This is a genomic window from Bacillus mojavensis (assembly GCF_012648005.1).
In the GTDB taxonomy this organism is placed as follows: domain Bacteria; phylum Bacillota; class Bacilli; order Bacillales; family Bacillaceae; genus Bacillus; species Bacillus mojavensis.
The window spans coordinates 3,315,042-3,328,041 of the sequence record NZ_CP051464.1 but is presented as its reverse complement, the minus strand read 5'-3'; the positions used below and the strand labels follow the sequence as shown (position 1 = coordinate 3,328,041).

13 protein-coding genes and 1 pseudogene are annotated in these 13,000 nt (G+C 46.5%); 11 read left to right on the top strand and 3 right to left on the bottom strand.

All coding sequences use genetic code 11. The features are described 5' to 3' along the window. The first annotated feature begins 7 nt into the window (after window positions 1-7). The 3 genes from HC660_RS17390 to padC all read left to right on the top strand — a co-directional run bounded on the left by HC660_RS17390 (window position 8) and on the right by padC (window position 1,786). Window positions 8-715, top strand: a complete 708-nt coding sequence (locus tag HC660_RS17390) for an aspartate/glutamate racemase family protein (protein ID WP_168748811.1) — start codon at window positions 8-10, stop codon at window positions 713-715. 107 nt (window positions 716-822) lie between these two features. Continuing rightward, window positions 823-1,278, top strand: coding sequence for a DUF3237 domain-containing protein (locus tag HC660_RS17385; protein WP_026014613.1), 456 nt, complete (start codon window positions 823-825; stop codon window positions 1,276-1,278). 22 nt (window positions 1,279-1,300) lie between these two features. Beyond that, window positions 1,301-1,786, top strand: coding sequence for a phenolic acid decarboxylase (gene padC, locus HC660_RS17380; RefSeq protein WP_010331962.1), 486 nt, complete (start codon window positions 1,301-1,303; stop codon window positions 1,784-1,786). A 30-nt stretch (window positions 1,787-1,816) separates the two neighbouring features. Here padC and HC660_RS17375 read toward each other — a convergent pair. The 3 genes and pseudogenes from HC660_RS17375 to slrR all read right to left on the bottom strand — a co-directional run. Continuing rightward, window positions 1,817-2,005, bottom strand: a pseudogene (locus HC660_RS17375) (hypothetical protein); the annotation flags it as partial. Between the two features lie 10 nt (window positions 2,006-2,015). Beyond that, entirely contained in the window at window positions 2,016-3,476 is a 1,461-nt protein-coding gene (gene pnbA / locus HC660_RS17370; RefSeq protein WP_168748810.1) for a para-nitrobenzyl esterase, read from the bottom strand. Between the two features lie 74 nt (window positions 3,477-3,550). Next, complete coding sequence (gene slrR, locus HC660_RS17365; protein ID WP_010331959.1) at window positions 3,551-4,009, bottom strand: HTH-type transcriptional regulator SlrR; 459 nt, start codon at window positions 4,007-4,009, stop codon at window positions 3,551-3,553. 245 nt (window positions 4,010-4,254) lie between these two features. Between slrR and HC660_RS17360 the strand changes: the two genes are divergently transcribed. The 8 genes from HC660_RS17360 (at window position 4,255) to HC660_RS17325 (ending at window position 12,999) form a co-directional block, all read left to right on the top strand. Beyond that, window positions 4,255-4,947, top strand: coding sequence for a YveK family protein (locus tag HC660_RS17360; RefSeq protein ID WP_168748809.1), 693 nt, complete (start codon window positions 4,255-4,257; stop codon window positions 4,945-4,947). A 22-nt stretch (window positions 4,948-4,969) separates the two neighbouring features. After that, window positions 4,970-5,653 carry a protein tyrosine kinase EpsB gene (gene epsB, locus HC660_RS17355; protein WP_168748808.1) on the top strand — a complete coding sequence of 228 codons (684 nt, stop codon included), beginning with the start codon at window positions 4,970-4,972 and terminating at the stop codon, window positions 5,651-5,653. Window positions 5,654-5,887: 234 nt separating this feature from the next. Next, the gene (locus HC660_RS17350) at window positions 5,888-7,708 is read left to right on the top strand and encodes a polysaccharide biosynthesis protein (RefSeq protein WP_173400508.1); all 1,821 of its coding nucleotides are present in this window, start codon (window positions 5,888-5,890) and stop codon (window positions 7,706-7,708) included. 11 nt (window positions 7,709-7,719) lie between these two features. After that, complete coding sequence (locus HC660_RS17345) at window positions 7,720-8,859, top strand: glycosyltransferase family 4 protein (RefSeq protein ID WP_168748807.1); 1,140 nt, start codon at window positions 7,720-7,722, stop codon at window positions 8,857-8,859. Further along, window positions 8,856-9,692, top strand: a complete 837-nt coding sequence (epsE, locus tag HC660_RS17340) for a glycosyltransferase EpsE (RefSeq protein WP_168748806.1) — start codon at window positions 8,856-8,858, stop codon at window positions 9,690-9,692. Before HC660_RS17345 ends, epsE begins: the two co-directional genes overlap by 4 nt. Beyond that, the gene (locus HC660_RS17335; RefSeq protein WP_168748805.1) at window positions 9,685-10,833 is read left to right on the top strand and encodes a glycosyltransferase family 1 protein; all 1,149 of its coding nucleotides are present in this window, start codon (window positions 9,685-9,687) and stop codon (window positions 10,831-10,833) included. Before epsE ends, HC660_RS17335 begins: the two co-directional genes overlap by 8 nt. Before the next feature lie 3 nt (window positions 10,834-10,836). Next, entirely contained in the window at window positions 10,837-11,940 is a 1,104-nt protein-coding gene (gene epsG, locus HC660_RS17330; protein WP_168748804.1) for a biofilm exopolysaccharide biosynthesis protein EpsG, read from the top strand. Window positions 11,941-11,964: 24 nt separating this feature from the next. After that, the gene (locus HC660_RS17325; protein WP_168748803.1) at window positions 11,965-12,999 is read left to right on the top strand and encodes a glycosyltransferase; all 1,035 of its coding nucleotides are present in this window, start codon (window positions 11,965-11,967) and stop codon (window positions 12,997-12,999) included. The last annotated feature ends 1 nt before the right edge of the window (window position 13,000 follow it).

The window sequence follows — 13,000 nt, the reverse complement described above, 5'->3', positions numbered from 1 at the left end:
GAATTTGATGATTGGGATATTAGCTGGAATGGGCCCGAAATCGACCTCTCCATTTTTAGATAAGGTCATTGATTACTGTCAGAAGCTGTATGGCGCTTCACATGATATCGATTACCCGCAAATGATGATTTATTCCTGTCCGACCCCTTTTTATGTCGATCGCCCTATCGATCATAATGAAATGAAAAAAGCGATTATCGATGGGGCCGTCAAGCTGGAGAAAACCGGTGCGGACTTTATTTCTCTTCCTTGTAATACGGCACATGTCTATTTTGAAGACATCCAGCAGGCATTGTCGATTCCTTTGTTACATATCATTGAGGAAACGATGAAGGAGCTTCCGGATTCAGCGCAAAAAGTGGCTGTTTTAGGAAAGGATTCAACCATACAATCCTGTCTTTATCAAAAAGGTTTGAAGGCGGGCGGATATGAGTTTATTCATGAGGCACATTGGCAGCGGGAAGTCAATCAGCTCATCGCCGCGATCAAACAGCCGAATCATGTTCAGAAAACTCAGGACATATGGCGTGAGTTATACTTGGAAATCAGTAAAAGAGCGGATCTCATCATTTCGGCTTGCACAGATTTAAACACGGTGTTAGATCATGTTCACAGTGATATTCCGATTATCGATTCCTCTGATTGCCTCGCAAAAAGCACGGTCAGCACGTATCTTACCTATCAAAATGAACTATTCAACAAGGGCTGTATGTAATCGGCTCTTGTTTTTTTGTGTTCTTATCGTTTGACAGCCTCATGCAGTGGTGTTAAAGTAAACATGTAAATAGTTACATGATTTCTTCTGAAGATCAGGTGGTGCTTATGAAGAAGCCAGTTTTAAAGAAATTCGTCTCCCTAGACATTAAGGTTGATCCTCCAATCACCATTGGTGAGACAGGTTTAGGGCTGAGACGATGGATTCCGATTCGATCGGGAACAGTAACCGGAGAAGTGGAAGGACGTATTTTGCCTGGCGGAGCTGATTCGCAAATCATTCGCGCTGACGGCAGAACAGATTTATCTGCCAGATATGTCATAGAAACAGCAGATCATGAGCTGATTTACCTTGAAAACAATGGAATACGGCAAGTCAGCGAGCCGTTCCGAACACGAGCAGCGGCCGGGGAAGTGATTGACACCGAGCATGTTTATTTCCGCACGGTGCCGACATTTGAGACAGGCAGTGAAACCTATCAATGGCTGCATGACCGCTTGTTTATCGGTTCCGCAGAAAGAACCCCTGATTACGTTCGATTAGACATTTATGAAGTAGAGTAAAAGACTAAGGAGAGTGTGAAATATGGAAAACTTTATCGGAAGCCACATGATTTATACTTACGAAAACGGTTGGGAATACGAGATTTATATTAAAAATGACCATACAATTGATTATAGAATTCATAGCGGAATGGTGGCCGGACGCTGGGTTCGGGATCAGGAAGTGAACATTGTCAAACTGACAGAGGGCGTATATAAAGTGTCTTGGACAGAGCCGACAGGTACAGATGTTTCATTAAACTTTATGCCGAATGAAAAACGCATGCACGGCATTATTTTCTTTCCGAAATGGGTGCATGAACATCCTGAAATCACGGTCTGCTACCAAAATGACCACATTGACCTGATGAAGGAATCACGCGAGAAATACGAAACCTATCCCAAATACGTAGTGCCCGAATTTGCTGACATTACATTTCTGAAAAATGAGGGAGCCGATAATGAGGAAGTCATTTCTAAGGCGCCTTATGAAGGAATGACAGACGATATTCGCGCAGGGAAATTGTAAGAAAACAAAAACCCGGTAAAGAGAGAATGACTTCTCTTTACCGGGTTTTCTTTTTGCTGAGTATGTGGGCACCATCACAATTCCCGCGAAAAACAGTAGGATCCCAATCCAGCGGATGGGCTGGTAATAGGCGGTGTCTTGTAAATAAACGACTGCTGATAAAATGAAGATACATGCTGCCACAACGATGACGGCACCCATGCAGCCTGTTTTTCCCATGTGATTCTCCTTACGAGTGTAATAGTTTTTTCCGCTTCTCACCATCAGGATCGTGCTCAATAGAAAGTTCGGAATCCAAAATCAAGGTTTCTCGTTTGTCTTCAGTATAAGCCGGCCATTGTACATCTTCGCAGCTTGGACTTCCTGTTTTTGCGAAGGCAAGCCACGCTGATTGTATCGTGTGTGAAAGCTGTTTGACCTCATCCGTAATGTCTGCTTGTACCATTCGTTTCAGTCCGTTTAGATTGCCGAACACAAACGGCAGTTCCAGTGCGTGAACCGCTTTATTGTACGGCGGCTTGTCCGGGTGCCAGTCGAATCGGTACATCCAAACAGGTGCGTAACGGGATTGGGCGGAAGCGCAGGCGACGGCCGGGCGCCAAAACAGCAAATCCGTCATGATATGAATTTGGCTTTCGAGAGAGCGCGGATACAGATCGGCCGCTTTCTTTGCCAGCGGCTGACCCAATAGATACTCAAGCGCTTCATCAATTGTTTCCTGAGAGTGAACTTCTGAATCCGGCGTAAAAAATAAATACCCTTCATCACGATTTGTTCCGATTAACAGCGGAATGCCGTCAGCAGCCCCTTCAGCGATGGCTTTCTCCGGCTCAGCAGGCAGTGTTTTCGGATCAAGGGCAGGCTGGAATAACAGCTGAAAGATATTTTCATTTTCGGTTTTTCGCAGCTGGTCGGCGGCTTTAAGCAAATCTTCAGCAGACACAGTATGCAGCCTGTCCAATTGGTGACCGTTAATTCCAAGGATTCGTAAAAAAGCATGCGCGGTGCTTGCCGCTTTTTCTTCTGTCATGGTTCGGGAAGAGCCGCTTTCTAAGATTGCTTTCTGGAACAGGCCTTTTGCAGCAGGCATGGCTAGCAGCGCGGCAATGCTCATACCGCCCGCTGATTCTCCAAACACCGTTACATTTTCCGGATCGCCGCCAAACGCAGAAATATTGTCCTTGACCCATTTCAGAGCCGCGGTTTGGTCAAGCAGTCCAAGGTTGTTGGAATACGCTTCATCAATGGAAGATAAATGTAAAAAACCAAATGGTCCCAGCCGATAGTTCAGAGTGACGACAATGACATCTCCCTGAGCTGCCAGGTTCGAGCCGTCGTATAAAGGCTCACTGCCTGCGCCGAGATAAAATGTGCCGCCATGAATCCACACCATGACAGGACGATTTTTGCCCGGAGTGTCAGGTGCAAATACATTTACATACAGGCAGTCCTCAGACTGGCGGGGGAGTTCAGGGTATGAATATGACAGTAAATCAGGCGGCTGCGGGCAAACCCGGCCGTACGCAGTTGCGTCCAGTACGCCTTCCCAGGCCGCCGGCGGCTCAGGTGCTTTAAACCGCAATTGTCCGACGGGCGGCTTTGCGTAGGGGATGCCTTTCCATATGTGGACACCGTTTTTTGAAATGCCTTTCACTGTGCCGTATTGCGTTTTGACCATTGATTCAGACATAGCATTCTCTCCCTTTTTCCCCCATTATAAACAGATTTGTCCTGATGATGCGAACCTCAGCCCTTCTACGATATTCATTTTCCCATCGTTTTTAAAAAGGATTTGACTTCCTGAACCGTCAGGCCGATTTCTCTCGCTTCCGCCATCAGCGCTTTCCACTCTTCTATATTCGATTCTGTCAGCTTTCGGTTTCGGTAGGAGGCGGTTTCAGGCTCCCCTTTCTTTAACTTGTTCGTAAAAGTGAACAATTCTTCCTTTTCCATTCCAGCTTGAACAGCTTGAACAAGATGCACACGCCATTCTTCCTCTCCGCCGCTGATTTTTTGATACATCATCGTTTCAGCGTCAAATAATTCTGTTAATTCGACATCCAGGGTTGCTGATACTTTTTTCAAAAATTGAACGGATGGATTCGTATGAACGCCTCTTTCAATCTTGCTTAAATAAGATTTAGAAACGCCTGACTCAATAGCCAGCTGATTAATAGAATAGCCTTTTCTTTTGCGGTACAAGCGGATAATTCTTCCAATCATAATATGAAATTCTCCTCTATTCCTGTCGTTATTTCGTTCATTATAAGGAATTATTCGTTCTTTATAAAATTTAAAATAATAAGGGAAGTGCAGTAAATAAGAGGAAAATCATGATTTTGTTCTCTAAAGAGAACTTATTGGCTTATTTTGCAATTTTTAAATAATAAAGTTTTCTTTTATAATCCAATCATTAACAGAAAGGGGCGCGGGAAGCCAGCCGTGAGAAGGCTGAAGGCTATGAATATATGAATGAGAATATGAGTTTTAAAGAGTTATACGCAATTGTCAGACATAGATTCGTGCTGATTCTGCTCATCACAATAGGCGTCACCTTTATTACAGGTTTTGTCCAATTTAAGGTCATTTCACCGACTTATCAGGCGTCGACTCAAGTGCTGATTCATGAATCAGACGGTGAAGAAAACTCGAATCTCAGTGACATCCAGAGAAATCTTCAATACAGCAGCACGTTTCAATCGATTATCAAAAGCACGGCCTTGATGGAAGAGGTCAAGGTGGAGTTGCATCTTTCTGAATCGGCTTCCTCGCTGAAAGGAAAAGTGATGACCAGCAGTGAAAATGAATCGGAAATCATCACCGTTGCCGTTCAGGATCACAATCCGGAGAGAGCGGCTAAGATTGCAAACACGTTAGTGAACAAGTTTGAAAAAGAAGTAGATGAAAGAATGAATGTGCAAGGCGTACATATTCTTTCAGAGGCGAAGGCTTCTGAAAGCCCAATGATTAAGCCGTCCCGGATGAGAAATATGGTCATGGCTTTTGGAGCGGCCGTGATGGGCGGCATTACACTGGCATTTTTTCTGCATTTTCTCGATGATACGTGCAAAAGCGCACGGCAGCTCAGCGAGAAAACCGGATTGCCCTGCTTGGGCTCTGTCCCTGATGTCAAAAAGAAACGGAATCGCAGGGTTGGATAAAACATTTCGAGGAGTGAAGTGAGTGGTCTTTAGAAAAAAGAAAGCAAGGCGAGGTTTGGCTCAAATATCCGTTTTACATCATAAATCAATTGTTGCGGAACAATATCGCACCATTCGGACAAACATTGAGTTTTCATCCGTACAGACCAACTTGCGGTCCATTCTCGTCACCTCCTCTGTGCCTGGTGAAGGAAAATCGTTCAGTGCAGCGAATCTTGCGGCAGTCTTTGCGCAGCAGCAGGAAAAGAAAGTGCTGCTGGTGGATGCCGATTTAAGAAAACCGACAATTAACCAGACGTTTCAGGTTGAAAATTTGACCGGGCTGACAAATGTGCTGGTCGGCAATGCTTCTCTCAGTGAAACGGTGCAAAAGACACCGATCGATAACTTATATGTGCTGACAAGCGGACCGACGCCGCCGAATCCGGCTGAACTGTTATCCTCGAAAGCAATGGGAGATTTGATATCAGATATCTATGACCAATTCAGTCTGGTGATCTTTGATTCTCCTCCGCTCTTAGCTGTCGCGGACGCTCAAATTTTAGCGAACCAGACAGATGGAAGCGTGCTCGTTGTCTTAAGCGGAAAAACAAAAACCGATACCGTCCTGAAAGCGAAGGACGCACTGGAGCAATCCAATGCAAAGCTGCTAGGTGCTCTTTTAAATAAAAAGAAAATGAAAAAATCAGAACACTATTCCTATTAATTTGTGCTTTTAGGTGATGTCTCCTTACCTGTATCAATGGAGGCACTCGGCTCCGCTGTGGGCAGCTTGAACAGGCTGCCTTAGATGCTGGTCGTCGCTGGCGGGGCGTGAGGACGGGTTAAATGCCCACTTATTTGATATACATAGGGAATGTTATCGGTTTAGCTGCTGTCGATTTTTTAGAAGACGAAAACCGCCGCAGCTAAACCGATAAAAGTATTAGGGGGGAAAAGGTTGAGTTACCGGAGAAGACTGTCAATGATTATCGCGCTGGATACTTATCTCGTTTTAAATTCAGTTATTGCAGGATATCAATTTTTAAAAGATTCTTATCAATTTTATGACTCCGGAGCATTATTGCTTACCGCAGTCAGCTTGCTCCTCAGCTATCATGTATGTGCTATCCTGTTCCATCAGTATAAACAGGTCTGGACATACACCGGACTCGGCGAACTGATTGCTCTGCTTAAGGTCATTACGATTTCAGCCGCTGTGACCGGCATCATACAGTACGCTGTGTATCATACGATGTTTTTCCGGCTGTTAACAGCGTGCTGGGTGCTTCAGCTTCTGTTCATTGGGGGAACCCGCGTTTTATCGAGAATCTTAAAAGAAAGCATCAGAAAAAAACGCAGCACATCGGCCCGCGCATTGATTATCGGAGCGGGATCAGGCGGAACCCTGATGGTCAGGCAGCTGCTGCAAAAAGATGATCCCGACATTACACCTGTCGCTTTTATTGATGACGATCAAACGAAACATAAGCTGGAAATGATGGGGCTGCCCGTCATCGGCGGCAAAGAAAGTATCATGCCTGCGGTACAAAAGCTCAAAATTAACTATATCATTATTGCGATTCCTTCTCTCCGTACCCATGAACTGCAGGCGCTGTACAAAGAATGCGTGCGAACCGGAGTGAACATCAAAATCATGCCTCATTTTGATGAAATGCTGCTTGGAACGCGCACTGCCGGTCAAATCAGAGATGTAAAGGCCGAGGATCTGCTAGGCAGGAAGCCGGTAACCCTCGACACAAGCGAAATCTCAAACCGCATCAAAGGAAAAACAGTTCTCGTCACCGGAGCGGGCGGTTCAATCGGCTCGGAAATCTGCCGGCAGATCAGTGCGTTCCAGCCTAAGGAAATCGTTCTTCTCGGCCATGGGGAAAACAGCATTCATTCTATTTATTCTGAACTGAATGGACGATTCGGAAAACACATCGTGTTCCACACGGAAATTGCGGATGTGCAAGACCGTGACAAAATGTTTACCTTAATGAAAAAATACGAACCGCACGTCGTCTATCACGCGGCTGCCCATAAGCACGTGCCTTTAATGGAACACAACCCTGAAGAGGCAGTCAAAAACAACATCATCGGAACAAAAAACGTGGCGGAAGCGGCAGATATGTGCGGGACAGAGACGTTTGTGCTCATTTCATCGGATAAAGCGGTGAACCCGGCCAATGTAATGGGAGCAACGAAACGATTTGCCGAAATGATTATTATGAATCTGGGGAAATTCAGCAGAACGAAATTCGTTGCGGTTCGCTTTGGCAATGTTCTCGGCAGCAGGGGCAGTGTCATTCCGATTTTTAAGAAACAGATTGAAAAAGGCGGTCCCGTTACGGTGACACATCCGGCGATGACCCGCTATTTTATGACCATTCCCGAAGCGTCACGGCTTGTCATCCAAGCTGGAGCGCTGGCGAAAGGCCGGCAGATTTTTGTTCTTGATATGGGAGAGCCCGTGAAGATTGTCGATCTCGCCAAAAACCTCATTCATTTATCTGGCTACACGACGGAGCAGATTCCAATTGAGTTCACAGGTATTCGCCCGGGTGAAAAAATGTATGAGGAGCTACTGAACAAGAATGAAGTTCATGCCGAACAAGTTTTTCCGAAAATCCATATCGGCAAAGCGGTGGACGGCGATTGGCCATTGCTGATGCGTTTTATAGAAGATTTCAATCAGCTGCCGGAAGCCGAGCTCAGAGAGCGGCTGTTTGCGGCAATAGACACATCAAACGAAATGACGGCTGCCGGCATTCGTTAGGGGGAGTGAAGATGACGAAAAAAATATTATTTTGTGCCACTGTCGATTATCATTTTAAAGCCTTTCATCTTCCTTACTTTAAATGGTTTAAACAATTGGGCTGGGAGGTTCATGTTGCTGCGAGCGGGCAGACGCGGCTGCCGTATGTCGATGAGAAATTCTCCATTCCGATCCGAAGGTCACCCTTCCATCCTCAGAACCTTGCCGTTTACAGACAGCTGAAGAAAGTGATCGAGACCAACGAGTACGACATCGTCCATTGCCATACGCCGGTCGGCGGCGTTCTCGCACGGCTTGCGTCACGGCATGCGAGACGAAACGGAACAAAGGTGCTCTACACCGCACACGGATTTCATTTTTGCAGCGGAGCGCCGATGAAAAACTGGGTCCTTTATTATCCGGTTGAAAAATGGCTTTCTGCCTATACAGACTGCCTGATCACCATAAATGAAGAAGATTACACGCGAGCGAAAGGGCTTCAAAGACCGGGCGGGATGACAGAAAAAATTCACGGCATCGGCGTTAATACAGACAGGTTCAGGCCAGTCAGCCTTGAAGAGCAGCATAGGCTGAGAGAAAAGCACGGCTTCCAAAAAGACGACTTTATATTGATCTATCCGGCTGAATTGAACCTCAATAAAAATCAGAAGCTGTTAATTGAAGCTGCAGCACTGCTGAAAGATAAGATACCGGAGCTCCGTCTTGTTTTTGCCGGAGAAGGAGCGATGGAACAAACGTATCGTTACTTAGCTGAAAAGCTAGGAGCTTCCCGCAATGTTTGCTTTTACGGCTTTTGCCGCGATATTCACGAGCTGATCCAGCTTGCGGATGTTTCTGTCGCATCCAGCATCAGAGAAGGCCTCGGCATGAATGTGCTTGAGGGCATGGCGGCGGAAAAGCCGGCAATTGCCACTGATAACCGAGGACACCGGGAAATCATCCGTGACGGAAAAAACGGTTTCCTCATCAAAATGGGCGACAACGCTGCTTTTGCTGACCGGATTGAACAGCTCTACCTTGAGCCGGAACTGCGCAGATCACTTGGACAGGAAGGCCGCCAAACAGCCTTGCGCTTTTCTGAAGCGCGAACGGTAGAAGAAATGGCAGATATTTATTCCGTGTACATGGATAAAAAGGAGAAAAGCGTATGAATTCAGGACCGAAAGTTTCTGTCATTATGGGCATTTATAATTGTGAATCCACTTTGGCGGAAAGCATTGAATCCATTCTCAGCCAATCCTATAAAAATTGGGAGCTGATCATGTGCGATGATGCGTCAACAGACGGCACGCTCCGTATCGCGAAGCAGTATGCCGATCATTACAGCGACCGCATCAAGCTCATTCACAATCAAACAAACAAGCGGCTTGCCGCTTCATTAAATCACTGTCTTTCTTATGCCACAGGCGAGTATATCGCCCGCCAGGACGGAGATGATCTGTCCTTTCCGCGCCGTCTGGAGAAGCAGGTTGCCTTTTTAGAGAAGCATCGGCACTACCAGGTGGTCGGCACCGGCATGCTTGTGTTTGATGAATTTGGCGTAAGGGGCACACGGATGCTGCCTTCTGTTCCGGACCCGGCCATTATGGCGAAAGGGACGCCGTTTTGCCATGGGACAATCATGATGAGAGCCAGCGCTTACCAGACGCTGAAAGGCTATCGTTCGGTGCGGCGGACAAGGCGAATGGAGGATATCGATTTGTGGCTCCGCTTTTTTGAAGAGGGCTTTCGAGGCTATAACCTCCAAGAAGCGCTGTATAAAGTAAGGGAAGACAGCGACGCATTCAAGAGGCGGTCTTTTACCTACTCAATCGACAACGCCATTCTTGTATACCAGGCTTGCAGACGCCTGAAGCTTCCTTTTTCCGCTTACATATATATCGCAAAACCGCTCATTCGCGCGTTTATGCCTCCTGCTGTGATGAATCGTTACCATAAAAAAAGAGTGATGAATCAGAAGGAAGGGCTTGTGAAGCATGAATAACAGCCAACAGCGCGTGCTCCATGTTCTCAGCGGCATGAACAGGGGCGGCGCGGAAACCATGGTCATGAATTTATATCGGAAAATGGATAGAAGCAAGGTGCAATTTGATTTTTTAACCTATCGAAATGATCCGTGCGCTTATGATGAAGAAATTTTATCGCTAGGCGGGCGGCTTTTTTATGTCCCGAGTATCGGACAAAGCAATCCCCTCACATTTGTGAAGAATGTAAGAAACACAATAAAAGAAAACGGGCCATTCAGCGCGGTTCATGCGCACACAGATTTTCAAACCGGCTTTATCGCGCTTGCGGCAAGGCTAGCTGGAGTGCAGGTCAGAGTATGCCATTCCCATAACACCTCGTGGAAGACCGCCTTCAATTGGAAGGACCGCCTGCAGCTGATGGTGTTCAGACGCCTCATTTTGTCATATGCGACTGAATTGTGCGCTTGCGGAGAGGATGCGGGACGGTTTTTATTCGGGCGATCCAATATGGAGCGGAAGCGGGTTCATCTGCTGCCGAACGGAATAGACCTTGATCTGTTTTCTCCAGCCGGCAAGGCGCCCGATGACGAAAAAAAAGCACGCGGCATAGCGTCTGACCGGCTGATCATTGGTCATGTGGCCCGATTTCATGAAGTGAAAAATCATGCGTTTTTGCTGAAGCTTGCCGTTCACCTGAAAAAACGGGGAGTTCGCTTTCAGATGGTTCTCGCAGGAGACGGACCGCTGCGGGAGCAGATGGAGGAGGAAGCGCGGCGGCTGAATCTGCTTTCCGATGTTCTCTTTTTAGGAACTGAAGAACACATTCATGAGCTCATGCGCACCTTTGATGTATTTGTCATGCCATCATTGTACGAAGGCTTGCCTGTTGTGCTTGTGGAAGCGCAGGCTTCGGTTCTTCCGTGTATTATTTCAGACACGATCACAGAAAAAGTCGATACGGGGCTCGGACTTGTGAAAAGGGTGAGTCTCTCTAAGCCGATGGACATTTGGGCTGAAACGATTGTAAGAGCGGCCGCCGCAGGCAGGCCGAAGCGGGAGCTCGTTAAAAGTACCCTTGCAAAACTCGGCTATGATGCGCAGCAAAATGTAGGTGCATTGATGAATTTATATCAGATTAGCACTGAAAAAGGACAATAAAAAATGATTGTGTATGTCGTCAATATGGGAATTGTATATATTTGGTCTTGGTTTGCTAAAATGTGCGGCGGCCGGGATGGGTCACTTGCTACGGGCTATCGACCGAACAAGCTTCTCATTTGGGTTCCGCTCGCCTCACTTGTGCTTGTTTCAGGGCTGCGTTACAGGGTCGGTACAGATTTTCAGACGTATACGCTGCTGTATCAAATGGCAGGAGACTATCAAAATATTTGGCAGATATTCGGTTTTGGCACAGCGAAAACGGCAACAGATCCGGGCTTTACCGCGCTGTTATGGCTGATGAATTTCATCACGAAGGACCCGCAAATCATGTATGTCACTGTTGCGGCCGTGACCTATATCTTTATTATCAAGACGCTGGCAGACTACGGCAGACCGTTTGAGCTGAGCGTCTTTTTATTTTTAGGAACCTTTCATTATTACGCATCCTTTAACGGAATCAGACAATACATGGTGGCAGCCGCTTTGTTTTGGGCGATTCGCTATATCATCAATGGAAACTGGAAGCGTTACTTTCTGATTGTGCTGGTCAGTTCGCTCTTTCACTCCTCGGCGCTGGTGATGATTCCGGTCTATTTTATTGTCAGAAGAAAAGCCTGGTCACCGGCAATATTCGGTCTCTCAGCTTTATTTCTTGGCATGACCTTTTTATACCAGAAATTTATTTCGGTATTTGTCGTTGTGCTTGAAAACAGCTCATACAGCCATTATGAAAAGTGGCTGATGACCAATACAAACGGAATGAATGTGGTCAAAATCGCTGTTTTGGTCCTGCCGCTGTTTCTGGCCTTTTGTTACAGAGAGCGTCTCCGAAAGCTGTGGCCGCAAATCGATATTGTCGTTAATTTGTGCCTTCTCGGGTTTTTATTCGGTCTCTTGGCCACAAAGGACGTGATCTTTGCCAGATTTAATATTTACTTCGGACTGTATCAAATGATCTTAGTTCCTTATTTTGTCAGAATATTTGATGAGAAATCGAATGCGTTGATCTATATCGCCATTGTGGTTTGTTATTTTTTATACAGTTATTTGCTTATGCCGGTTGATTCATCTGTTCTGCCGTACAGAACGATTTTTTCCCGGTAATTTATGCAAGAGGAGCCGGTCATTATGGAAACACCTGCGGTTAGTCTGTTAGTCGCTGTTTATAATACAGAAACCTATATCAGAAACTGTCTTGAGTCGTTAAAGAACCAGACATTGGACAATATTGAAATTATCATCGTCAATGACGGTTCGGCAGACGCCAGCCCGGACATCGCGGAGGAATATGCAGAAAAGGATAAACGATTCAGAGTCATTCACCAGGAAAACCAAGGGCTCGGTGCTGTTCGGAACAAAGGGATCGAGGCGGCCCGCGGAGAATTTGTGGCATTTATAGATTCAGACGATTGGATCGAGCCTGATTATTGCTTGCAAATGGTTCAGGCAGCATCAGAGGAAACCGATCTGGTGATTTGCAACTACGCCGCAGAGTTTGAGGACACTGAAAAAACCGTTGTCTCAGACATTGCGGAAACCTATCGGGATCAGCCCAAGGAGTCCTATATCAAGGCGTTATTCGAAGGGAAGGTCCGGGGATTTTCGTGGAATAAACTGTACCGAAGAAGCATGATTGATGCGCACCGGCTTTCGTTCCCGCTCAGAGGTGAGCTGGAGCATGTCGAGGATCAGTTTTTCAGCTTCAGGGCACATTTTTTCGCCCGCTCGGTTTCCTATGTAGAAGCGCCTCTCTACCATTACCGAATTCATCTTTCCTCCATCGTGCAAGGTTATCAGAAAAAACTGTTTGAATCAGGACTGGCGCTGTATCAGGCGAACGCAGCGTTTTTACAGGAGAACAACAAGCTGGAGGAGTACCGTAAGGAGCTTGATTTCTTTATCGTTCTCCATAGCACCATCTGTCTGCTGAACGAATGGAAAACAAGCGGCAGCCGGCGCCTTTTGGAAAGGCTCAAAACGGTCGGCGTGATTTGCGCTGATCCGGTGTTTCAAGGCAGCCTGTCGAAAACGGGGACAGCGCCTTTTGACGCAAAACGGTCATGCCTGCTGCTGATGGCGAAATACAGAATGATTCCGTTCGTTGCCATGGCGTCCGCCGTGTATCAGCGAGTGATCGAGTACAAAATGAAAATCAGAGGGTGAA